23 protein-coding genes, 1 pseudogene and 1 riboswitch are annotated in these 22,536 nt (G+C 70.5%); of the genes and pseudogenes, 16 read left to right on the top strand and 8 right to left on the bottom strand.

Going from position 1 to position 22,536, the window contains the following annotated elements:
• The first annotated feature begins 60 nt into the window (after nt 1-60).
• From HJD23_RS11720 to HJD23_RS43040, 3 genes are read left to right on the top strand one after another with little or no spacing between them, the layout of a single operon-like run.
• On the top strand, nt 61-741 hold the full coding sequence (locus HJD23_RS11720) for a hypothetical protein (RefSeq protein WP_171112718.1): 681 nt from the start codon (nt 61-63) through the stop codon (nt 739-741).
• 1 nt (nt 742) lies between these two features.
• Entirely contained in the window at nt 743-1,867 is a 1,125-nt protein-coding gene (locus tag HJD23_RS11715) for a protein phosphatase 2C domain-containing protein (protein WP_171112720.1), read from the top strand.
• Nucleotides 1,864-3,621, top strand: coding sequence for a lipopolysaccharide kinase InaA family protein (locus HJD23_RS43040; RefSeq protein WP_206326255.1), 1,758 nt, complete (start codon nt 1,864-1,866; stop codon nt 3,619-3,621). The genes HJD23_RS11715 and HJD23_RS43040 overlap by 4 nt, the downstream gene beginning before the upstream one ends.
• Before the next feature lie 7 nt (nt 3,622-3,628).
• Here HJD23_RS43040 and HJD23_RS11705 read toward each other — a convergent pair whose 3' ends face one another.
• The 7 genes from HJD23_RS11705 to gcvT form a co-directional block, all read right to left on the bottom strand.
• Nucleotides 3,629-4,306 carry a Crp/Fnr family transcriptional regulator gene (locus HJD23_RS11705; protein WP_171112722.1) on the bottom strand — a complete coding sequence of 226 codons (678 nt, stop codon included), beginning with the start codon at nt 4,304-4,306 and terminating at the stop codon, nt 3,629-3,631.
• A 2-nt stretch (nt 4,307-4,308) separates the two neighbouring features.
• Nucleotides 4,309-4,806 carry a Pycsar system effector family protein gene (locus tag HJD23_RS11700; protein WP_171112724.1) on the bottom strand — a complete coding sequence of 166 codons (498 nt, stop codon included), beginning with the start codon at nt 4,804-4,806 and terminating at the stop codon, nt 4,309-4,311.
• 13 nt (nt 4,807-4,819) lie between these two features.
• On the bottom strand, nt 4,820-5,377 hold the full coding sequence (locus tag HJD23_RS11695; protein ID WP_171112726.1) for a glycoside hydrolase family 25 protein: 558 nt from the start codon (nt 5,375-5,377) through the stop codon (nt 4,820-4,822).
• Between the two features lie 68 nt (nt 5,378-5,445).
• Entirely contained in the window at nt 5,446-6,813 is a 1,368-nt protein-coding gene (locus HJD23_RS11690; protein WP_171112727.1) for an L-serine ammonia-lyase, read from the bottom strand.
• A 64-nt stretch (nt 6,814-6,877) separates the two neighbouring features.
• Nucleotides 6,878-8,140, bottom strand: coding sequence for a serine hydroxymethyltransferase (glyA, locus tag HJD23_RS11685; protein WP_171112729.1), 1,263 nt, complete (start codon nt 8,138-8,140; stop codon nt 6,878-6,880).
• Nucleotides 8,141-8,154: 14 nt separating this feature from the next.
• Nucleotides 8,155-8,532, bottom strand: coding sequence for a glycine cleavage system protein GcvH (gcvH, locus tag HJD23_RS11680; RefSeq protein WP_171112731.1), 378 nt, complete (start codon nt 8,530-8,532; stop codon nt 8,155-8,157).
• A gap of 100 nt (nt 8,533-8,632) precedes the next feature.
• Complete coding sequence (gene gcvT, locus HJD23_RS11675; protein WP_171112732.1) at nt 8,633-9,751, bottom strand: glycine cleavage system aminomethyltransferase GcvT; 1,119 nt, start codon at nt 9,749-9,751, stop codon at nt 8,633-8,635.
• Between the two features lie 153 nt (nt 9,752-9,904).
• Nucleotides 9,905-10,004, bottom strand: a riboswitch (glycine riboswitch).
• Nucleotides 10,005-10,187: 183 nt separating this feature from the next.
• On the opposite strand from gcvT, the gene HJD23_RS11670 reads away from it, so the two are divergent.
• From HJD23_RS11670 to HJD23_RS11625, 11 genes and pseudogenes are all read left to right on the top strand, one after another.
• The gene (locus tag HJD23_RS11670) at nt 10,188-10,856 is read left to right on the top strand and encodes an AAA family ATPase (RefSeq protein ID WP_171112734.1); all 669 of its coding nucleotides are present in this window, start codon (nt 10,188-10,190) and stop codon (nt 10,854-10,856) included.
• 384 nt (nt 10,857-11,240) lie between these two features.
• On the top strand, nt 11,241-12,020 hold the full coding sequence (locus HJD23_RS11665; protein ID WP_171112736.1) for an enhanced serine sensitivity protein SseB: 780 nt from the start codon (nt 11,241-11,243) through the stop codon (nt 12,018-12,020).
• 179 nt (nt 12,021-12,199) lie between these two features.
• On the top strand, nt 12,200-12,985 hold the full coding sequence (locus HJD23_RS11660; RefSeq protein WP_171112738.1) for an enhanced serine sensitivity protein SseB C-terminal domain-containing protein: 786 nt from the start codon (nt 12,200-12,202) through the stop codon (nt 12,983-12,985).
• A 411-nt stretch (nt 12,986-13,396) separates the two neighbouring features.
• Complete coding sequence (locus HJD23_RS11655; protein WP_171112740.1) at nt 13,397-15,064, top strand: ABC transporter substrate-binding protein; 1,668 nt, start codon at nt 13,397-13,399, stop codon at nt 15,062-15,064.
• 99 nt (nt 15,065-15,163) lie between these two features.
• A complete protein-coding gene (locus tag HJD23_RS11650; RefSeq protein WP_171112742.1) occupies nt 15,164-16,168 on the top strand; it encodes an ABC transporter permease in 1,005 nt (334 codons plus the stop codon).
• Nucleotide 16,169: 1 nt separating this feature from the next.
• Complete coding sequence (locus HJD23_RS11645; protein ID WP_171112744.1) at nt 16,170-17,126, top strand: ABC transporter permease; 957 nt, start codon at nt 16,170-16,172, stop codon at nt 17,124-17,126.
• 6 nt (nt 17,127-17,132) lie between these two features.
• Nucleotides 17,133-18,137 (top strand): ABC transporter ATP-binding protein, encoded by a 1,005-nt coding sequence (locus HJD23_RS11640; protein ID WP_171112746.1) that lies wholly within the window; start codon nt 17,133-17,135, stop codon nt 18,135-18,137.
• Entirely contained in the window at nt 18,134-19,315 is a 1,182-nt protein-coding gene (locus tag HJD23_RS11635; RefSeq protein ID WP_171112748.1) for an oligopeptide/dipeptide ABC transporter ATP-binding protein, read from the top strand. The genes HJD23_RS11640 and HJD23_RS11635 overlap by 4 nt, the downstream gene beginning before the upstream one ends.
• A 131-nt stretch (nt 19,316-19,446) precedes the next feature.
• Nucleotides 19,447-19,599, top strand: a pseudogene (locus HJD23_RS43725) (peptide ABC transporter ATP-binding protein); the annotation flags it as partial.
• An 86-nt stretch (nt 19,600-19,685) separates the two neighbouring features.
• Nucleotides 19,686-20,378 carry a trimeric intracellular cation channel family protein gene (locus HJD23_RS11630; RefSeq protein WP_171112750.1) on the top strand — a complete coding sequence of 231 codons (693 nt, stop codon included), beginning with the start codon at nt 19,686-19,688 and terminating at the stop codon, nt 20,376-20,378.
• A gap of 25 nt (nt 20,379-20,403) precedes the next feature.
• Nucleotides 20,404-21,249: a thioesterase family protein gene (locus tag HJD23_RS11625; protein WP_171112751.1), complete on the top strand. Its 846-nt coding sequence runs from the start codon at nt 20,404-20,406 to the stop codon at nt 21,247-21,249.
• 16 nt (nt 21,250-21,265) lie between these two features.
• On the opposite strand, the gene HJD23_RS11620 is transcribed toward HJD23_RS11625, so the two are convergent.
• Entirely contained in the window at nt 21,266-21,889 is a 624-nt protein-coding gene (locus tag HJD23_RS11620; protein WP_171134015.1) for a TetR family transcriptional regulator, read from the bottom strand.
• A gap of 114 nt (nt 21,890-22,003) precedes the next feature.
• Here HJD23_RS11620 and HJD23_RS11615 point away from each other — a divergent pair, with 114 nt between their 5' ends.
• Both HJD23_RS11615 and HJD23_RS11610 read left to right on the top strand, forming a co-directional pair.
• Complete coding sequence (locus HJD23_RS11615; protein WP_167529661.1) at nt 22,004-22,171, top strand: hypothetical protein; 168 nt, start codon at nt 22,004-22,006, stop codon at nt 22,169-22,171.
• 16 nt (nt 22,172-22,187) lie between these two features.
• A complete protein-coding gene (locus HJD23_RS11610) occupies nt 22,188-22,454 on the top strand; it encodes a DUF4190 domain-containing protein (protein WP_171112754.1) in 267 nt (88 codons plus the stop codon).
• The last annotated feature ends 82 nt before the right edge of the window (nt 22,455-22,536 follow it).

Raw genomic sequence — 22,536 nt, 5'->3', positions numbered from 1 at the left:
CGGACACCTCACCACCAAGGCACCCCACGCAGTCCCCACTTGGAACAGAAACGGAAGACGATGATGGAAAGCAACCGGGGGCACTTGCTCCCCATCTACGTCCTCGCCGACGAGTCGGGCTCCATGGACGAGCACATCGACGACCTCAACGACGGCCTGCGCTCCCTGCACCAGGCGCTGCTCGGCGAGCCGATGGCCGCCGCCAAGGTGCGCTTCTCGGTGCTCGGCTTCTCCGACGACGTGATCGAACGCGTCCGCCTGGTCGACCTGCGCAGCGCGGCCGAGTTTCCGCGGCTCACCACCCGCGGCATGACCAGCTACCGGGCCGCCTTCGAGGATCTGATCAGCCGCATACCCGCCGATGTGAACCGCCTGAAGGCCGAGGGCTACCAGGTGCACCGGCCCGCGGTGTTCTTCCTCAGCGACGGCCTGCCCAACCACGGCGAGGACTGGCACGACCCGCACCGCCGGCTCACCGACCGCAACACCACCCTGGGCGCGCCCAACATCATCGCCTGCGGGATCGTGGACGCCGACGCGAAGACGATCAGCCAGGTCGCCACCCGGCCGGAGTTCGGCTTCGTCGCGAACAAGGGCGTCGACGTCGGCGCCGCCATCGCCAAGTTCTGCACCGCGCTGACCAAGAGCGTGATCTCCTCGGGCCGTTCACTGGGCTCGGCGTCCCCGCAGCTGGTGGTGGACAAGCCCGAGGGCTTCACCGTCGCGATCGATGTGATCTGACGTGAGGTTCCCCCATCGTCGCGCCCCCGACGAACCCCCGAAGCAGACCGGCCCGGCGCCCGCGCCACCCCGCCCGGCACCGCCCCTGCGCCCGCAGCAGCCCGCGCAGGCCGGTGTCTACGACTGGCAGCAGGACGCCGACTGGCAGCAGGAGGCGGCCGACTGGCAGCAGGGGGCGGCCGACTGGCGGCCCCCGCATCAGCCGCCGCCCCGGCCGACGTCGCCGAAGAACATCGGCATGGACCTGTGGCGCAGGATGTCCCTCGACGCGGAGGAGACGGCCGACTTCCCGCCGCGGCCGCCGACGGGCGGGCTGTCGTACCGGCCCGACACGGTGTGCGACGGCTGGTCGACGCACACGCTCGATCTGCGGCTGGCCTCGGTCCGCGGCCAGCAGCACCGCTGGGACGGGCGCCCGCGCGAGGACGACGCCGCGGCGGCCTGGGACCCGAACACCGGCACCGTGGTGATCGCCGTCGCCGACGGGGTGTCCGACGCGCGCCAGCCGCACATCGGCTCCCAACTGGCCTGCCGCAGCGCGGTCGACGAGCTGCTCAAGCAGGTGCGCGAGGGCGGCGGCTTCGTCACGGACTGGCAGAAGCTGCTGTCCACGGTCCACTGGCAGCTGCGCGAACAGGCCGGCCGTCTCCTGCGCACCCCGGACGCCGGGGTCGCGGAGACGGCCGACCTGCTGGCCACCACGCTGGTCGCCGGGGTCGCCACGCCCACCCCGGAGGGCGTCCAGGTCGCCCTGCTGTCGGTGGGCGACTCCGGGGTCTGGCAGATCAAACACGAGGAGCTCTACCCGATGCTGGGCGGCAAGACGGCCGGCGCCGACGGGCTGCTCTCCTCGGCCGTGCAGCCGCTGCCGTACGTCCCCCGGGACTTCCGGCCGCTGGAGTTCAGGCTGGAGCCGGGCAGCGTCCTGCTGGTCGGCACGGACGGGTTCGGCGACCCGGTCGGCGACGGGCGCGGCATGGTCGGCCGGCTCTTCGCCGACCAGCTGCGCCGCCCCGTACCGCCGCTGGGCTTCGCGCACCTGCTCGACTTCGCCCGGGAGACCTTCGACGACGACCGGACCCTGATCGCCCTGTGGCCGCGGGACCGTGAACGGACAGAGCCATGATGACGACGGTGTCCTGGGTCCGGCCGGACCAGCTCGGCGACTACACCGCGCACTCCCTGGGCGCCGGCGGGCAGGGCAAGGTGTACGCCGTGCCCAGCCCGCCCGGCCGGCTCCAGGGCGAGTACCTCGCCTACAAAGAGTACCTGCCGTCCCTCGCGTACGACGCCGACGTCCTGCATGACATGGTGGTGCTGCGCGACCTGCTGAGCCCGTCCGACCGTGCCCTGCTGGACAACCGGCTGACCTGGCCGTGCGCCATGGTCTACACGGGCCGGCCCCCGGAGCGGCTGCCGCCGTCGCAGAACGCCGGGATGCGCGTGGTCGGCTTTCTGATGCCGCGGGTGGCACCGGCGTACGAACTGCACAGCCCGAACCTGTCCGAGGTGAAGCTTCAGGCCCTGGAGTTCCTGCTCAACGACGACGGCTACGCCGCCCGGATCGGCCTGCACGTCGACGACGAGCAGCGGCTGGCGCTGCTGCTCGATCTGGCGCGCACCCTGGACCGGCTGCACCACAACGGGGTGACGGTGGGCGACCTGTCGCCGAAGAACATCCTGTTCACCCAGATCGGCACGCCCAAGTGCCTGCTGATCGACTGCGACTCGATGCGGTGCCGGGGCCGGGATGTGATGCGCCAGGTGGAGACCACCGGCTGGGAGGTGCCGGAACCGGCGAAGGCCACGACGGCCTCCGACTCCTGGAAGTTCGCCCTGGTCGCCGCGCGGGTCTTCAACCGCGACCACGACAGCACCGACCTCGCACCGCTGCGCGCCGTCTCCACCGAGCTGGCCAACCTCGCCTCGCGCGGCCAGACCCGGGACCCCGCGCGACGGCCCGCGATGGCCGAATGGCTGACCGCGCTGGACCTGGCCCAGCACCGGATGCGCCAGCGGCCACCGGCCGCACCTGTCGGCACCCGCTACCAGCCGCCCCAGCAGCAGCCGTTGCCCCCGGAACCCGACCCGGTCCCGGCCCCGGGTCCCGCTCCGGCCCCGGGTCCCGCCCCGGCCCCGGGTCCCGCCCCGGCCCCGGGTCCGGCCCCGTTCCAGGTCTGGACCCCGCCGCAGCGGTCCCCGGCGCCGTCCGGGACGGGCGGCGGCGGGGGGCTGGGCAAGGCCGTCATGGTGCTGCTGCTGGTGATCGGGGGCCTGCTGGTCGCCGTGCAGTACGGGCCCGAGCTCGTGGACTCGCTGACGTCGGGGGCGGGAGCCGCGACCGACAGCCCCTCCGTCCGGTCCGCCCCCGACACCGGCGGCACGGACGGAACCGGGGACACGCCGGACACGCCGGAACCCGAACCGGAACCGGAACCGACCCCGGAGTACCTGGCCGAGGCCCCCGGCGCGTCCGTGGACTACTCCCAGGCGTCCGACGCGCCGCAGGCCCCGGAAGTGGCCGCCATGTTCGCCCACTTCTACGGCGCCATCAACACCAAGGACTACGACAAGGCGCTCGGCCACTACGACCCCGGCACCGCCACAGTGGACCTCGACTCCGCCTCAAGCCGCGACAAGTGGAAGGAGGTCATGGCCACCACGCAGGAGTCCGACATCGCTCTCACGGCCGTACGCGACTCCGGCGACTTCACCCTCGCCACGGTCACCTTCCGCAGCCACCAGGACCCCGGCTACGGCCCCGCCGGCTACGAGAACAGCACCTGCACGGACTGGACGATCACCTACCAACTGACCGCAACCGACGGCTACCGCATCTTCAAGGCACCGAAGGAGGGGGTGAGCCACTCCCCGTGCTGAGCCCGGGTCACCCGCCGAACGCCAGCCTCTTCAACTGGTCCACGGACACCACCAGCAGCGACTGACGCCCCGTCACCACCCAGCCCTGGGCCCGCCACTGCTCCAGCACCCGGCTCACCGTGCGCCGAGAGGTGAGCAGCAGTCCGGCGAGGTCGTCCTGGGAGAGGGGGAGACCGATCCGGCGGCCGGTGCCGTCGGGTTCCGGCTCGCCGCAGCGTTCGACCAGGTCGAGCAGGAGGGCGGCGAGCCGGGCGGGAACCGGCTCGGTGATGCCGGTGCGCTGGGCGTCGGCCTCGCGCAGCCGCTGCGACAGCGTCTGCTCCAGCGCCGCCGCGATGGACGGCCGGGACCGGGCGTACGCGGAGAAGCGGGCCGCCGTCAGCTGCAGTACGCCGACCGCGGTGGCCGTGAGGAGCGAGGCCGAGCGGCGCCGCCCCTCCAGACCGGCCTGCTCGCCCAGCAGTTGACCCGGACCGCGCAGGGCGAGCAGCGCGCGGTAACCGGCGTGCGACTGGGCGACCACCTTGATCCAGCCGCTCAGCAGCACGACCAGATGGTCCGAGTCGTCGCCCTGCGCCAGCAGCAGCCGGTCCGCCGGCAGCGACAGCCGGGTGCCGGAACGCTCCAGCAGGGCCCGGTCGTCGGGATCGAGCGCCTCCCAGAAGGAGGCGGGGCGGTGACTCATGGCTACCGACCCAGCAGCCAGGCGAGCACGACGACCACCACACCGGCCACCGCGAGCATCAACGACTGCCGCACCCGCTGCTGCTTGACCCATATGACCCGGCTCATGTCGACCAGCTGACGGCTGAGCGGGGCGAGCGCAGAGCTCTCGGTCAACGTCTCGGCAAGACGGTCGGGTTCCCAGTGCCGCAGATCCCCGAAGTACACGAAGTTCTGCCGCCAGTCGTGCCCCTGCGCCGTACCCAGCCGGGGACTGACCACGGAAGCGGCCGCGAGCGCCGCCAGCCCCAGCAGCCCCGCACCCAACCAGAACAGCACGGTCGCCAACGCACCGTCCAACTGCCCCACATGATGCCGGGATCCGGAGAACGCGACGATCGCACCGAGCGCAGCCGACTCCAACGTCAACGCGAACCCGGCCTTGGCGTCCACCTTCCCGGTCCAGTCGACAAGCGCCGCATGAATCCGCCAGGCCGTCTCGACGGCATCCGTCTCCGCCATGCTTCCCCCTTGTTCAGTCGCCCCTGGCCCACGTCCGTAAGGCGTCCTTGCTCGCGAAGTCCGCGACATTCTTGTCGATCGGGTCGTCCGTGTACTGGTGGAAGCGCCATTTCGCCTTGATGCGGGGCTTGCCCGCGGTGACGTAGTCGGCGATCCACAGGCCGTCGCCCGCGTAGGAGGTGGTGTCGATGTTCAACCAGAAGTGGCGGTTTGCATACAGCACCACCCGGTTCTTCGGCCGCAGCTCCTTCACCTTCCGAATGAACCGGTCCTTCTCCGCGTTGCTGGCATGCGTCCCGGCGCCGGTGGTCTCCCAGTCGACGGCGAGGATGTCACCGGCCCGCTCGGGGGCCTTGCCGACGAAGTACTCGGCCTGGGCCGTGAGGTTGCCCGGCCACAGGAAGTGGTAGAAGCCGACGACGAGCCCGGCGTCCCGGCCGCGCTCGGTCTGGGCGGCCAGCCTCGGGTTGACGTAGGAACGGCCCTCCGTCGCCTTGACGAAGACGAAGGAGAGGCCGTCGGTGTCGTACGTCGTGGACTGGTAGGAGCTGACGTCGATGCCGCGCAGCATGGGGACTCCCGGACATGACTGTGGGGGACGGGAGTTGATGATTCCCCTTCGCGGCGCCGACGACGCGCTCAGCACTCGATGATGTTCACCGCCAAGCCGCCCCGGGCCGTCTCCTTGTACTTCACGCTCATGTCGGCGCCGGTGTCCTTCATCGTCTTGATGACCTTGTCCAGGGAGACCTTGTGGCTGCCGTCGCCGCGCATCGCCATCCGCGCCGCCGTGACCGCCTTCACCGCGGCCATGCCGTTGCGTTCGATGCACGGGATCTGGACCAGGCCGCCGACCGGGTCACAGGTGAGGCCGAGGTTGTGTTCCATGCCGATCTCGGCGGCGTTCTCGACCTGCTCGGGGCTGCCGCCGAGCACCTCCGCGAGGGCGCCCGCGGCCATCGAGCAGGCGGAGCCGACCTCGCCCTGGCAGCCGACCTCGGCGCCGGAGATGGAGGCGTTCTCCTTGAAGAGCATGCCGATCGCGCCGGCGGCGAGGAGGAAACGGACCACGCCGTCCTCGTCCGCGCCCGGCACGAAGTTGATGTAGTAGTGCAGGACCGCCGGGATGATGCCGGCCGCGCCGTTGGTGGGGGCGGTGACGACCCGGCCGCCGGCCGCGTTCTCCTCGTTCACCGCCATCGCGTAGAGCGTGATCCACTCCATGGCGAGGGCCTTCGGGTCGCCCTCGGAGCGCAGCTTGCGCGCGGTGTTCGCGGCCCGGCGGCGCACCTTCAGCCCGCCCGGCAGGATGCCCTCCCGGGTCATGCCGCGCCGCACGCACGCCTGCATCACCCGCCATATGTCCAGCAGCCCGGCGCGGATCTCCTCCTCGGTGCGCCAGGCGCGCTCGTTCTCCAGCATCAGGGACGAGATCGACAGGCCCGTCTCCTTCGTCAGGCGCAGCAGCTCGTCGCCCGTGCGGAAGGGGTACTTCAGGACCGTGTCGTCCAGCTTGATGCGGTCCGCGCCGACTGCCTCCTCGTCGACGACGAATCCGCCGCCCACCGAGTAGTACGTCTTGGCCAGCAGCTCCGCCCCGGAGGCGTCGTACGCCCACAGGGTCATGCCGTTCGCGTGGTAGGGGAGGGCCTTACGGCGGTGGAGGACCATGTCGGCGTCGAAGTCGAAGCCGATCTCGTGCTCGCCGAGGAGGCTCAGCCGGCCTGCGGTCCTGATCGCCTCCACGCGTTCGTCGGCGCTCTCCACGTCCACCGTGCGCGGCGAGTCGCCCTCCAGGCCGAGCAGTACCGCCTTGGGCGTGCCGTGCCCGTGTCCGGTCGCGCCCAGGGAGCCGTACAGCTCGACGCGCAGCGCGGCGACGGAGCCCAGCAGCTCCTCGCTCCGCAGGCGGCGGGCGAACATCCGGGCCGCGCGCATCGGGCCGACCGTGTGGGAGCTGGACGGGCCGATGCCGATCGAGAACAGGTCGAAGACCGAGATGGCCACGGTGACTCCTCAGGGCAGGGGTGGTGCGGTGGGCTCCACGCGGCTGTGGAGCCCACTGTCGGAACTATTTGGTCAGGCCGGGGTACAGCGGGTGCTTGTCGGCGAGCGCCTTGACCCGTGCCTTCAGCGCATCCGCCTCGTACGACGGCTTGAGCGCCTCGGCGATCACGTCCGCGACCTCGGCGAAGTCCTCGGCCGTGAAGCCGCGGGTGGCCAGCGCGGGCGTACCGATCCGCAGCCCCGACGTCACCATCGGCGGGCGCGGGTCGTTCGGGATCGCGTTGCGGTTGACCGTGATGCCGACCTCGTGCAGCCGGTCCTCGGCCTGCTGGCCGTCCAGCTCGGAGTGGCGCAGGTCGACCAGGACCAGGTGGACGTCCGTGCCGCCGGAGAGGACGGACACGCCGTGCTGGGCGATGTCGTCCTGCACCAGCCGCTCGGCGAGCAGGCGCGCGCCTTCCAGGGTACGGCGCTGCCGCTCCTTGAAGTCCTCCGAGGCCGCGACCTTGAAGGCGACCGCCTTCGCGGCGATCACATGCTCCAGCGGGCCACCCTGCTGACCGGGGAAGACCGCGGAGTTGATCTTCTTCGCCAGCTCGGCCGTGGACAGGATCACACCGCCGCGCGGCCCGCCCAGCGTCTTGTGGGTGGTGGTGGTCACGACATGGGCGTGCGGCACCGGGTTCGGGTGCAGCCCGGCGGCGACCAGACCGGCGAAGTGGGCCATGTCGACCATCAGGTACGCGCTGACCTCGTCCGCGATCCGCCGGAAGGCGGCGAAGTCGAGCTGCCGGGGGTACGCCGACCAGCCGGCCACGATCAGCTTCGGCTTGTTCTCCTTGGCGAGGCGCTCCACCTCGGCCATGTCGACCAGGCCGTCCTCGCCGACGTGGTAGGCGACCACGTTGTAGAGCTTGCCGGAGAAGTTGATCTTCATGCCGTGGGTCAGGTGCCCGCCGTGGGCGAGGTTCAGACCCATGATCGTGTCGCCCGGCTTGAGCAGCGCGAACATCGCGGCCGCGTTGGCCTGCGCGCCCGAGTGCGGCTGCACGTTGGCGTGCTCGGCGCCGAACAGCTCCTTGATCCGGTCGATGGCGATCTGCTCGACCACGTCGACGTGCTCACAGCCGCCGTAGTAGCGGCGGCCGGGGTAGCCCTCGGCGTACTTGTTGGTCAGGACCGAGCCCTGCGCCTCCATGACCGCGACCGGGGCGAAGTTCTCCGAGGCGATCATTTCCAGGGTGGACTGCTGGCGGTGCAGCTCGGCGTCGACGGCGGCCGCGACGGCCGGGTCGAGCTCGTGCAGCGGGGTGTTCAAGGCGGACATGTGGCTACGACTCCTCAGCCGGCGGTGTGGGCGGCGTACTCGTCGGCGGAGAGCAGGTCGGCCGGCTCCTCGGCGATGCGCACCTTGAACAGCCAGCCACCCTCGAAGGGGGCGGAGTTCACCAGGGACGGGTCGTTCACGACGTCCTCGTTGATCTCGGTGACCTCACCGGAGACCGGGGAATACAGGTCGCTGACCGACTTGGTCGACTCCAGCTCGCCGCAGGTCTCGCCCGCGGCCACCTGGGAGCCCACCTCGGGGAGCTGGGCGTAGACGACATCGCCGAGCGCGTTCGCCGCGAACTCGGTGATGCCGACCGTCGCGACGCCTTCCTCGGCGGTCGACAGCCACTCGTGCTCCTTGCTGTAGCGCAGCTGCTGGGGGTTGCTCATGGCCTGAATTCTCCTGTACGCGCGGGAGTGCTGATGAATGGGGGACTGCTGGAACTGCGTGTGAGCAGGCAAAGGGTGCGCTTGGACCCGAGCCCAGTGTCTACTTCTGCCGCTTGTAGAACGGCAGCGCCACGACCTCGTACGGCTCGTGGGTGCCCCGGATGTCCACACCGACGCCCGGGGTGCCCGGCGCCGCGTGCGCGGCGTCGACGTACGCCATCGCGATCGGCTTGCCCAGCGTGGGGGAGGGGGCGCCGGAGGTGACCTCGCCGATCACCTCGCCGCCGGCGACCACGGCATACCCGGCGCGCGGTACCCGGCGGCCCTCGGCGACCAGGCCGACCAGGACGCGCGGGGGCTGGGAAGCGGCCCGCTCGGCGGCCTCGGTGAGCGCCGCGCGCCCCACGAAGTCGCCCTCCTTGTCGAACTTCACCACCCGGCCGAGCCCGGCGTCGAAGGGCGTGAGGGCGGTGGACAGCTCGTGCCCGTACAGCGGCATGCCCGCCTCCAGGCGCAGCGTGTCCCGGCAGGACAGCCCACACGGGACCAGGCCGACGCCCGCGCCCGCCTCGGTCAGCGCCTCCCACAGCGCGACGGCGTGCTCCGGCTTCACGAACAGCTCGAAGCCGTCCTCGCCGGTGTACCCGGTGCGCGCGATCAGCGCCGGGACGCCCGCGACGGTGCCGGGCAGGCCGGCGTAGTACTTCAGGCCGTCGAGGTCGGCGTCGGTGAGCTGCTTGAGGATGCCGGGGGACTCGGGGCCCTGGACGGCGATCAGGGCGTAGGCGTCCCGGTCGTCGCGGACGGCGGCGTCGAACCCCGCCGCGCGCTCGGTAAGCGCGTCCAGGACGATCTGGGCGTTGCTCGCGTTCGCCACGACCATGTACTCGGACTCGGCGAGCCGGTAGACGATCAGGTCGTCGAGGATGCCGCCGTCCGCCCGGCAGATCATGGTGTAGCGGGCGCGGCCGACGCCGACGGAGGCGATGTTGCCGACGAGCGCGTAGTTCAGCAGCTGCGCCGCCTGCGGGCCGGTGACGGTGATCTCGCCCATGTGCGACAGGTCGAACAGCCCGGCCTTCGTGCGCACCGCGAGGTGTTCGTCGCGCTCGGAGCCGTAGCGCAGGGGCATGTCCCAGCCGGCGAAGTCGGTCATGGTCGCGCCCAGCGAACGATGCAGGGCATCGAGCGCGGTACGACGGAGTGGGGTACTGCTCATCGGTCGGTCTCCCAAGGCATGACGGCGAGGTCGTTCCTCCCCATCTGTCATCGGAACCTGAGAGGTTCGCCATGACCGTCCGCGTGGGACGGGTGGACATGGCTTGCACCTTGGGTGGAGCCACTGCGGCAGCGGCCCGCTTTTCAGATGTGCCTCGCCCGCGCGGTAACGGGGCCTGAGAGATTCAAGGGAGGGACTTGCTCCTTCGGCGCCCCGGGCACGTCGTGTCCGGGAACTCTCCCGCGCGGATTCAAGCGGCCGGTATGCAGTTGGCGCGCACATCATTGCACGCATCGTTCCGGTGCGGCAGGGGGACCTTGGCTGTAGCAGCCTTGTTGCGTGAAGCGGACGGAAATGCGAGGCACCGCGTATTACCTTCTCTTTACGCTCGACGGGGACGGTAACTCGTGACCCGCCCCAGGGGAGGACGATCACGGTGAACAGGACCACGGCCTACGCGACCACCACGGGCCTCGCACTGCCCAAGCAGCCCGCCGCCCGGGCCCGGGAGGCGTGCGCCCCGCTGCCGTCCCCCGTGGTCCGCGACCTGCGCGACCGCGCGGGCCGCAGCCCGCACGCCCTGCTCTTCGGCCCCCACGACCTCGTCGTGATCACGGGCCTGCCCGGCAGCGGCAAGTCCACCCTCATGCGGCGGGCGGTCCGGGACGGGCGCATCGACTCCCAGGACACCCGCGACCGCTGGGACCGCGGTACGCCGAGCTGGCTGCCGTACGCGATCTACCGCCCCCTCGTCCGCCTCGCGCACTACGCCGGACTGCGCCGCGCCCTGCGCACCGGCGAGGGCGTCGTCGTCCACGACTGCGGTACGCAGGCCTGGGTGCGCGCCTGGCTGGCCCGCGAGGCCCGCCGCCGCGGCGGCACCCTCCACCTGCTGCTGCTCGACGTCACCCCCGAGCAGGCCCTGGCCGGCCAGCGCGCCCGCGGCCGCGGCGTCTCGCGCTACGCGTTCCTGCGCCACCGCCGCGCCGCCGCCCGCCTGCTGCACCGCGCCGAACGCGGCGACCTGCCCCGCGGCTGCGGCGCCGCGATCCTCCTCGACCGCCCGGCGGCGGACGCACTACGCAGAATCGGCTTCACGGGCTGACCCCTGCTCGCCCGCACTGCGGCGGGCGCGCTGCGCGGGATCGGCTGCAGGGGCTGACCCCTGCACGACCGCAGTGCGGCGGGCGCGCTGCGCGGGATCGAATGCAGGGGGCTGGGCGCGGCGGCGGAGGCATTGCGGTTCACGGGCTGAGCGCCGCGGCCGGTGCCTTGCGCGGGGGCCGGCTTTGCGGGCTGATCCCGGCTCGACCGCACCGCGGCGGGCGCGCTGCGCGGGACCGGCTTCACGGGCGGACCCGGCTCGACCGCACCGCGCCGGACGCGCTGCGTCGGATCGGCTGTACGGGCTGACGCGGCGGGCCGACCCGGCGTGTGGCGGGTTAGCCTTTTCAGCCGGCAGCACTGGTACGGAGCAGGCGGTAGGCAGATGGACTTCCCGGGGGACTTTCCGGCGCAGGCGCACCCCCATCCGCACGGCGGATGGCCCGGCAACGAGCTGGAGGAGGTGCTGTCGGCCTCCCTCGGCGTCCCGTCGGCCGGCGGCCGCATCGTCGAGGTGCTCGGCCGCAGCTTCGTGTGGGTGCCGCTGCCCAACGGCGGCGGTCCCCACAGCGGCCCCCTCGACCTGCCCAGCATGGAGATCGACGGCCAGGCCTACGTCCCGGTCTTCAGCTCCGAGGAACAGTTCCGCCAGGTCGTCGGCCCCCACATGTCGTACACCATCGCCCCCGCCGTCGAGTTCGCCCGCGGCCTGCCCCCACAGGCGGGCATCGCCGTGAACCCCGGCGGCGTCGTCGGCATCCCGCTCCCCCCGGCGGCGGTCGCCGAACTCGGCCGCGCCGGCCGCACCCCCCTCGACGGCCCCGCGAGCGGCGGCCGGGTCCGCCTCTTCGAACCCGACTGGCAGGACGACCCGGTCGACTTCCTCACCGCGGCGGCCACGGAGTTCGAGGCGATCGGCGTCGTCACCACGGCCCGCCGCTGCCTGGCGGCGATCGAGACGGCGGACCCGGTGATGTTCGTCGGCGTCGAACTCTCCCAATGGGAGGGCGACCTGCGCGCCGCCCCTCTGAACGCCCTCGGCCGCGCCCTGGGCAGGGTCCCGGTGAACTGGCCGGTCAACCTGGTCCTGATGGACGTGGCCCAGGACCCGGTGGTCACATGGCTGCGGGAGCGGGTGCGTCCCTTCTACCAACGGGGCCTGTAAAACGTCCCGGAAGGCAGCCAACCCAGGGGCGCGGGGCTGCATCGATGTGCGGCTCCGCCGCGTGGGCGCGGTCAACCACAAACCACCCGCACCCGCGAGGCGAGACCAAGCCCCAAGTCAGTAGGCGGCCTTAAGCTAGGTGCGAAAACGACGGCGTTGCACGAAGGGGCGGTAAAAGAGTGAGCGCGAGCGGCACCGCCGCGACCGGCCAGGTCGAGCACATGCTGCGCCAGGTGACGCCGGGGCGCTACGACTCCTACGAGGCACTCCTGCGCGCCCTCGCGACCCCCCACTCCGGCCAGGTGTGGATGCTGCTGTGGCACGGCCAGGCCGGCAGCCCCGACGCCCAGTACGGGAACATGGAGGTCGACGGCTACGGCTACGCGCCCTGCGTCACCTCCGCCCAGGAACTCTCGGCGAGCGGCTGGAACCGCTCGTACGAAGTGGTCGACGGCCTCGACGTGGCCCGCACCCTTTACCCCGACCACTACGGCCTCTGGCTGAACCCGCACGCCCCCGGCGGCGGCGTCGGCATCCCCTGGCTGGACCTGCGCCGCATCGCCACCGGCCTCGACCGCCAGCCCGCCGGACCCCTGCGGCTGACCGAACCCGGCATCCAGATCCCGCAGTTCTACGCCCTGCTGTCGCAGAACGCCCACCGCACCCCGGCCGTCCGCTCCCTGCGCCGCGCCTGGGTCCAGCCCGCGCTCGGGGCGCCGTATCTCGCCATCGGTCTCGATGTGTACGACACCTCCCCGCCCGCCGTGGACTCGGTGCGCGCGATGATGCAGCAGTCGATCGGCGCGGTCCCGGACGGACTGCCGGTGTCGACGGTCGCGATGTCCGACGAGTACGACCCGGTCGCGCTGTGGCTGCGCGCCAACGCCCGCCCGTTCTACGACCGCGAGGCCCACGCCGCCCCGGCACCGGCGGCCCGTGGATACGGTTATCCACCTTCCTACTGATCCCTACGGCCTTGTACGTGGCTGCGCCGAACGGCGGCTGTCTCTTGGCCCGCGACCATTCCTTCATGCTGATCCCCGTTTTCTGGTTTTGGTCTGTGGCGAAAGCATCGAGTGCTTCCGCTGCCGCAAAAGATGATGCGCAGGGGGAAACTCGCTGCACTGTGTGACCTGCGTCACTCGTCAGCTCGTTCCGTGAGTGCGGCTGGAGTTGAGGCATGCACCAACTCGCTCCTGTGTCAGGCGAGTTAACCACGCACATCCTTGATGTACCGGTAGCTTCCGATTTATCGAGTGTTCAGATCTCAGGTATGTATCACCGCTATGCGGACTGTTCTCGTGCGCCGGTCCCGTCTGTAGTGTTCAGGCGGTCAACTATGCATTCCCCTCAGCGGAACCCGGAGTGGCCGACCTATGCGCATACTCAGATCCCGCGCCGCCAGGGCGATCACGGCCGCGTTGGCGGTTGGTCTGATCGCCACCGGCTGTGCCAGTGAGCGAGACAAGGAAGACTCGAACGGCGACAAGGACACGTTCGTGTTCGGCGCCCCGGGAGACCCCAGCTCGCTGGACCCGGCGCTCGCGAGCGACGGCGAGACCTTCCGGGTCACCCGCCAGGCCTTCGAGGCGCTGCTCGAACACGAGCCGGGCGGCAGCAAGCTCGTCGGCGGCCTCGCCGAGAGCTGGGAGAGCAACGACGCGGGCACGGTCTGGACCTTCAACCTCCGCAAGGGCGTGAAGTTCCACGACGGCGAGACGTTCAACGCCGCGGCCGTATGCGCCAACTACGACCACTGGTTCAACTGGACGGGCACCTACCAGTCCAGCGCGGTCTCCTACTACTGGCAGACCATCATGGGCGGCTTCGCGAAGAACGAGGACAAGGAGACGCCCGAGGCGAACTACAAGTCCTGCACCGCGAAGGACGAGAACACCGCCGTCATCGAGGTCAAGAAGCCCTCCGCGAACCTGCCCGGCGGCTTCTCCCTCCAGGCCCTGGCGATCCACTCGCCGAAGGCCCTCAAGGAGTACGAGAAGCAGGAGGCGACCGCCAAGGGCGACGCCATCACGTACCCCAAGTACAGCCAGGAGGCCGGCACGGTCGCCGGCACCGGCCCGTACAAGATCGCGAAGTGGAACAAGGGCAACAAGGAAGTCACCCTTGAGCGCTTCGACGACTACTGGGGCGAGAAGGCCAAGGTCAAGAACCTCGTCATCCGCACCATCGACACCGAGGACGGCCGCCGCCAGGCCCTGCAGGCCGGTGACATCGACGGCTACGACCTGGTCGCGCCCGCCGATGTGAAGACCCTGGAGGGCGAGGGCTTCCAGGTCCCGACCCGTGGCGTCTTCAACCTCTTCTACCTCGGTATGACCCAGGAGAAGAACCCGGCGCTGAAGAAGAAGGAGGTCCGCCAGGCGATCGCGCACGCTCTCGACCGCGAGAACCTGGTCAAGACCCAGCTGCCCGAGGGCGGCAAGGTGGCCACGCAGTTCATGCCGGACACCGTCGACGGCTACTCGGACAAGGTCAAGACGTACGCGCACGACCCGGGCAAGGCCAAGCAGCTCCTCGCGGACGCCGGAGAGAGCGGCCTGCAGATCGAGTTCTGCTACCCGACCGAGGTCACCCGCCCGTACATGCCCGCCCCGCAGGACCTCTTCGAGCTGATGAAGTCCGACCTGGAAGAGGCCGGCATCAAGGTCACCCCGAAGCCCATGAAGTGGGCCCCGGACTACCTGGACGCCACCGAGTCCGGCAGCTGCGCCCTGCACATGCTGGGCTGGACCGGTGACTTCAACGACGGCTTCAACTTCATCGGCACCTGGTTCGCCGAGTACGACAAGCAGTGGGGTTTCAAGAACCAGCAGCTGTTCGACGCGGTGAACGCCGGCTCCGAGGTGGGCAACCCCGCGGAGCGCGTCGCGGCGTACAAGAAGGCCAACGAGGTCATCATGGACTACCTGCCGGGTGTCCCGATCTCCTCCTCGCCGCCCGCGATCGCCTTCGGCAAGAACGTGAACCCGCCGAAGGTCTCCCCGCTGACCCAGGAGAACTTCGCGGAAGTCTCCTTCAAGTAAGCATCAGGCAGGCATGACACAGGTCCGTCCGGCTGCCGACCTCGGCGGCCGGGCGGACCTGTTCATGAAGGCACACACGTAAGAAAGGGGCATTGCGGGGTGCTGCGTCTCGTCGTACGAAGACTGCTCCAACTCATTCCCACCCTGCTCGGCCTGTCGGTTCTGCTGTTCCTCTGGCTCAACCGGCTGCCCGGCGGACCCGCCTCAGCGATCCTGGGGGAGAGGGCCACCGAGGCCGAAGTGGCGCGCATCAACCGCGCGTTGGGGCTCGACCAGCCCCTGTACGTCCAGTACTGGCGCTTCCTCAAGCGGATCGCCGAACTCGACCTGGGCACCTCCGTGCAGACCGGACAGCCGGTCTGGGAGGAGTTCACGCTGCGCTTCCCCGCCACCGTCGAGCTGTCCGTCGCCGCGATGCTCATCGCCGTGGCGGTCGGAGTCCCGCTCGGCTACTTCGCCGCCCGCAAGCGGGGCGGCTGGCTGGACGTCACGGCGGTCTCCGGTTCGCTCGTCGGGATCTGCGTCCCGGTCTTCTTCCTCGCCCTGATCCTCAAGGGCATCTTCGCCGTCAACCTGGGCCTCTTCCCCAGCTACGGCCGCCAGTCCACCGGCATCAACGCCACGGACGTTACCGGTTTCGCCGTCCTGGACGGCATCCTCACCGGCGAGTTCGACGCCTCCTGGGACGCGATCACACACCTCGTGCTGCCGGCCATCACCCTGGCCTCCATCCCGCTCGCCGTCATCGTGCGCATGACCCGGGCCAGCGTCCTGGAGGTGCTGGGCGAGGACTACATCCGCACCGCCGAGTCCAAGGGCCTGCGGCGCCGGGTGATCCGCGAGCGGCATGTGCTGCGCAACGCCATGCTGCCGGTGGTCACCGCGGTCGGCCTGCTCACCGGGTCGCTGCTGTCGGGGGCCGTGCTCACCGAGTCCGTGTTCTCCTTCGGCGGCATCGGCTCCTTCATCCGGACCGCGATCGACGGCCGTGACTACCCGGTGCTGGTCGGCTTCATCATGTTCATCGCGATCACGTACGTCCTGATCAACCTGCTGGTGGACGTGGCGTACAGCCTCATCGACCCGAGAGTGCGGGTGCACTGACGTGAGCACCACCAAGACCGAGAAGATCCAGCGCCTCGCGGAGCTCACCGCACACAACGAGTCCACGACCGGCGCGAGTCTGTGGCGGGAAGCCTTCCGCCGGCTGAAGTCCAGCAAGATGGCGATCATCGGTGCCGCCATCATCGCCGTCTTCGTGATCCTCGCCGTCATCGGCCCGTGGGTCGCCCCCTACAGCCCGACCGCGCAGACGTGGCGCAGTGAAGTCCTGGTGAACGCGGGGCAGTTCGTCGGACCGCGCGCCGAGAACTGGCTCGGCCTGGACCACCTGGGCCGGGACATGTTCTCCCGCATGCTGGTCGGCGCCCGGCAGACCCTGCTCGTCGGTGTCGTGTCGACCCTCATCGGGCTCACGGTGGGCTTCCTCATCGGCGGCCTCTCGGGCGCCGCGGCCACGCTGGGCGGCGCGGCCGGCAAGCGCGTCGACTCCGTCGTCATGCGCTTCACCGACATGCTGCTGGCGCTGCCGTCGCTGCTGCTCGCGGTGTCCGTCGCGGCGGTCCTGGGCCAGTCCCTGACCACGGTGATGATCGCCGTGGGTGTGGTGCAGGTGCCGATCTTCGCCCGGCTGCTGCGCGGCTCGATGCTCGCCCAGGGGGGCACCGACTATGTGCTGGCCGCCCGCGCCCTGGGCGTCCGCAGGCGGCGCATCGTCCTGACCCAGATCATGCCCAACTCGCTCAGCCCGGTGATCGTGCAGGCGACGCTGTCCCTCGCCACCGCGATCATCGAGGCGGCCGCCCTGTCCTACCTGGGTCTCGGCAACCCCGACCCGGCGGTTCCCGAGTGGGGCGTCATGCTGTCGCAGGCGCAGCGCTTCTTCGACAACGCGCCGATGATGGCGGTCTATCCGGCGGTCGGCATCATCATCACCGCCCTCGGCTTCACCCTGCTCGGCGAGGCCATGCGGGAAGCCCTCGACCCGAAGCTGCGAGGCTGAACCACCATGCCACTTCTCACAGTCGACGAACTGACCGTCACCTTCGGCGGACAGCACGGCCGCAAGGAGTCCCGAGCGGTCGACGGCGTCTCGTTCTCCGTCGACCAGGGCCAGGTCGTGGGGCTGGTCGGCGAATCCGGCTGCGGCAAGTCCGTCACCTCTCTGGCACTGATGGGGCTGCTGCCGCGCAAGGGTGTCCGGGTCGGCGGCCGTGCCGACTTCGACGGTTCCGACCTGCTCACCATGGACCGGGCCAAGCTGCGCGACCTGCGGGGCAGCCGCATCGCCATGATCTTCCAGGACCCGCTGTCGTCCCTGAACCCGGTCGTCCCCATCGGTATCCAGGTCACCGAGATCCTCCAGCGCCACCGCGGGCTCAAGGGCGAGGCCGCCCGCAAGGAGGCCGCCCACCTCCTGGACCGGGTCGGCATCCCCGACCCCACCCGGCGGCTCAAGGAGTACCCGCACCAGATGTCCGGCGGCATGCGCCAGCGCGCGCTGATCGCCATGGCGGTGGCCTGCGCGCCGAACCTGCTGATCGCCGACGAGCCCACCACGGCCCTCGACGTGACGATCCAGGCCCAGATCCTGGAACTCCTCAAGGAACTGGTGGACCAGGAGGGCACTGCCCTGCTGATGATCACCCACGACCTGGGCGTCGTGGCCGGGCTCTGCGACCAGGTCAACGTGCTCTACGCGGGCAAGGTCGTGGAATCCGCCGGTCGCCGGGAGCTGTTCGCCCACCCCACCCACCCCTACGCGCACGGACTGCTGGGCTCCATCCCGCGTCTGGACGCGCCGCGCGGCGAACCGCTGAACCCCGTGCGGGGCTCCATCAACGACCGGATCGCCTGGGCCGACGGCTGCGCCTTCGCCCCCCGCTGCGACCGCTACGAGCTGGACTGCCTGACCGGCACTCCCGAGCTCACCGAACCCCGCACGCCCGGTCACCAGGTGCGTTGCGTCCACCCCGTAGCCGAAGCCGCCCGGGCCGAGGAGGTCCCCGCATGAGCCTGCTCGAACTGGACGGCGTGAAAGTCCACTTCCCGGTCAAGAAGGGCATCCTCTTCGACCGCACCGTCGGCCACGTCCACGCGGTCGACGGAGTCTCGCTCAAGGTCGAGGCGGGCCAGACCTACGGCCTGGTCGGCGAGTCGGGCTGCGGCAAGACCACCCTCGGCCGGGCCGTGCTGCGCCTGGTGGACATCACCGACGGCGAGGTCGTGCTGGACGGCACCGACCTGGCGAAGCTGCCCGCCGAGGAGATGCGGCGCTTCCGGCGCCGCCTCCAGATGGTCTTCCAGGACCCGCTGGGCTCCCTCAATCCCCGGCAGAACATCGAGTCGATCCTCACCGAGGGCATGCTCGCCCACGGCGTGGGCGGCGCCACGCAGGAGGAGCGCCGGGAGAAGATCAAGGCGATCCTGGCCAAGGTCGGTCTGCCGGCCAACGCCCTGTCGCGCTACCCGCACGAGTTCTCCGGCGGCCAGCGTCAGCGCATCGGCATCGCCCGCGCCCTGGTGCTGGAACCCGACGTGATCATCTGCGATGAGCCGGTCTCGGCGCTGGACGTGTCCATTCAGGCGCAGGTGATCAACCTGCTGGAGGAACTCCAGGAGGAACTGGGCCTGACCTACCTGGTGATCGCCCATGACCTCGCCGTGGTCCGGCACATTTCCGACGTCATCGGCGTGATGTACCTGGGTGCGCTCGTGGAGGAGGCGCCGAGCGACGCCCTCTACGCCGAGCCGCGGCACCCCTACACCAGGGCCCTGATGTCGGCGGTGCCGGTGCCCGACCCGGAGGTCGAGGACCTGCGCGAGCGCATCCTGCTCACCGGCGACCTGCCCTCCCCGGCGAACCCGCCCGCCGGGTGCCGCTTCCACACCCGCTGCCCGTGGGTACAGGACACCCTTTGCGCGACCGACCGCCCCGAACTCACCGACGTCGGCGGCGGACACCGGGTGGCCTGCCACTACGCCGCCGAGATCGCGGCCGGGACGCTGCGGCGGACCACGGGAGAGGTGGTAACGGCGGCGCGTGAGGAGATAGCGGACGGGCTTGCGTCCGAGGCGGTGAACGGCCCGGCGTCGGAAGAGCCCGGGAAGTCCGACGGTGCCGGGGACTCCGCGGAAGTGACGGTGCCGAAGCAGCCGGAGGCGGGGGACGAGATGGGCAAGGCCGTGTAGCCCGCGGCACGATCAGCCGACCTTGCCCGTCCGCTCCGTCGGCGACATGCCCGCGGCCTGTGTGGCCGCGGGGCATGCCGGCCGGCGCTGCTGTGGGCCGGCTGATCACCCGGCTGCTGGAGCCGACCGGCGGCAAGATCGTCGAACTCGCCGACGGCGGCAAGCTGTACGAGTCGCCGATGCACTCGTACACCAAGGCCCTGCTGTCGGCCGTGCCGATCCCGGACCCCCGGCGCCGGTCGGCCAAGAGCGAGCGCATCCTGCTCAAGGGCGATGTGGCGACCCTGAGGTCCGTAATGACACGTAGGGTTCATGCAGCCCCTGCCTTGCTTTGTAAGGCAGGGGCTGCTGGACAGGTCAGAATGATGGGGTGTTCCAGGAACTGTTCACCCCGTCCGTCCAGCACACCCTCGACCTGGGCGGCATCTTCGTCTTCGCGATCTCCGGCGCCCTGCTGGCCGTCCGCAAGAACTTCGACGTCTTCGGCATCGCCGTGCTCGCCGAGGCCACCGCCCTGGGCGGCGGGCTCTTCCGGGACCTGGTCATCGGCGCCGTACCGCCGGCCGCGTTCACGGACCTGGGGTACTTCCTCACCCCGCTGCTCGCCGCGCTCCTGGTCGTCTTCCTGCACCCGCACGTGGAGCGCATCCAGGCCGGCGTCAACGTCTTCGACGCGGCCGGTCTCGGTCTGTTCTGCGTCGCGGGCACCACGAAGGCGTACGAGTACGGACTCGGCCTGCACGCGTCCGCGGCCCTGGGCCTGGCCACCGCCGTCGGCGGCGGCGTCCTGCGGGACGTGCTCGCCAACGAGGTGCCGTCGCTGCTGCGCTGGGACCGCGATCTGTACGCCGTCCCCGCGATCGTCGGCGCGACGATGGTCGCCCTGTGTATCCGCTACGACGCCCTCACTCCGCTGACCAGCACACTCGCCGCCGCCACCGCCTTCGTGCTGCGGCTGCTGGCGATGCGTTTCCACTGGCGGGCGCCACGGGCGTGGAACCGGCGCTCGACGGTCCGCGAGGAGGAGCCGGCCCCGCAGCCCGCGACAAAAGCTACCGCTTAGTAGTTTGTTGTTGTACCGTACCGCCATGGCTCAGGCATCCCAGGCGACCACCGGCAACAGCGAGTTCGACCGCGACACCGCCGTCACCCGGCGCTCCGAGGGCGTCTACGACATCGACCTCTCCGCGGGCTGGACCATCATCAGCGCCGTCAACGGCGGCTACCTCCTCGCCGTCCTGGGCCGCGCCCTCGCCGACGCCCTGCCGCACCCCGACCCGTTCACGATCTCCGCGCACTACCTGACCGCCTCCCAGCCCGGCCCCGCGGTCGTCCGCACCGACGTCGTCCGCACCGGCCGCACCCTCTCCACCGGCCAGGCCTCGCTCTTCCAGTACGACGACCAGGGCCGCGAGGTCGAACGGATCCGTGTCCTCGCCTCCTACGGCGACCTCGGCTCCCTCCCGGACGACGTCCGTACGACCGCGCGGCCGCCCGCGATGCCGCCGATGGACCAGTGCTTCGGCCCCGAGGACGGCCCCGCCCCCGTCGACGGCAGCTCGGCGATCACCGAACGGCTGCTGCTCAAGCTCGACCCGTCCACCCTGGGCTGGGCGCTGGGCGCGCCCTCCGGCAAGGGCGAGATGCGGGCCTGGTTCGGCCTCAAGGACGGCCGGGACGCCGACCCCTTCTCGCTGCTGCTCGCGGTGGACGCGCTGCCGCCGACCGCCTTCGAACTTGGGATCTCCGGCTGGGTGCCGACGGTCGAGCTGACCGTGCATGTGCGCTGCCGTCCGGCGCCGGGCCCGCTCCGGGTGTCCATCACGACGCGCAACCTCGCCGGTGGGTTCCTGGAGGAGGACGCCGAGGTGTGGGACAGCGCGGACCGGTTGGTGGCGCAGTCCCGGCAGTTGGCTCGGGTGCGGCTCCGGTAGCGGCCGTACGCGCCGGTCAGTCCAGCCAGTGTTCGCGGCCGATGCTGATCAGCCGCAGTCGGCGGGTCGCCAGCCGGGCGACCCGCCGTTGCTGTTCCTCGGAGCCCAGTGCCTCCAGGAAGAGCGAGGCTGTGACCAGCATCTGGTCGACGTAGAGCCCCGCGAGCATCAGCAGATCGTCGTCGCTCCAGCCCTCGGCCGCGCGGTCCTTGGCCAGCTCGGCCTTCACTTCCTCGGTGAACAGGGCCAGTTGACCGCGAATGGCCTCCCGCACCGGCTGCACCCCGCCGTGCTGCTCGCGGGCGATGAAACGGATGTGGGCGGGGTGGGTCCGCACATGACCGCCGATCAACTCCACGGCGCGGGTGATGCGTGCGTCGCTGTCGCCGGCCGTGGACACGATGGTGCGGATCGTCGGATGCAGACTGCTCAGCGCCTCCTCGACCAGGGCCACGCCGAGGTCCGCGGTGGAGCGGAAGTGCCGGTAGAAGGCGGTCGGGGCGACACCGACCGCACGGGTGACCTCGCGCAGACCCAGACTGCTCAGGCTCTGCTCCTCCAGCAGCTCCAACGCGGCGTCCAGGAGCGCCTGTCGGGTCTTCTGCTTCTGCGCCTGCCGGATGCCGAGGGTGTGACTCATACCATGCAGTTAACAACTGTTCTCTGTAATTGGGAAGCCGTGCGCACGCTAGGCTGGGAAGTCAGTGAACAAGTGTAACTACAAACGTTCACCGAAGCAGAGGGGACTCATCCCATGCTCTTCCTGGTCGCCGCGCTCCTGCTGCTCGGCGTGGTCATGGGCACCGTGGCCCACGCGCCGATCGGCTTCACTCTCGTCACCGCCGCCGTGATCGCCGCCTGGCTCGGCGTCTTCGCACTCCGCGAGCGGCACGGCCGCCGGCGCCGGACGCCGACCCACTGACCGTCAGGAGCCCACCATGCAGCTGACCGCACCGGCCAAGCGCCGCACCGGCATCCACGACACCGACGGCATGGCCGTCGCGTCCTTCGTCCTGGGCCTCCTGGGCCTTCTGGTCCTCAACATCTTCCTCGGCCCCATCGCGATCGCCCTGGCCACCATCGCCCTCTGGCGCGGCACCAACCGCCGCTTCCGCGCCTGCCTCGGCCTCGGCCTGGGCGTCGCGGACCTGGTGGTCCTGGCGGCATTCATGCAGGCGGACAACACGATTTCGTGGAGTTTCTGAGGGCGACCCACGAATAGATGGGGTGAGCAACAACCCGGCCGACCTCGAAACCGGCCAAGGACCGCCGCGCGTAGAATCGGCG

It is taken from the genome of Streptomyces sp. Z423-1 (assembly GCF_013009255.1).
GTDB lineage: Bacteria > Actinomycetota > Actinomycetes > Streptomycetales > Streptomycetaceae > Streptomyces > Streptomyces gossypiisoli.
The sequence above is the reverse complement of the archived record's forward strand: the minus strand, read 5'-3'. Positions and strand labels throughout refer to the sequence as shown.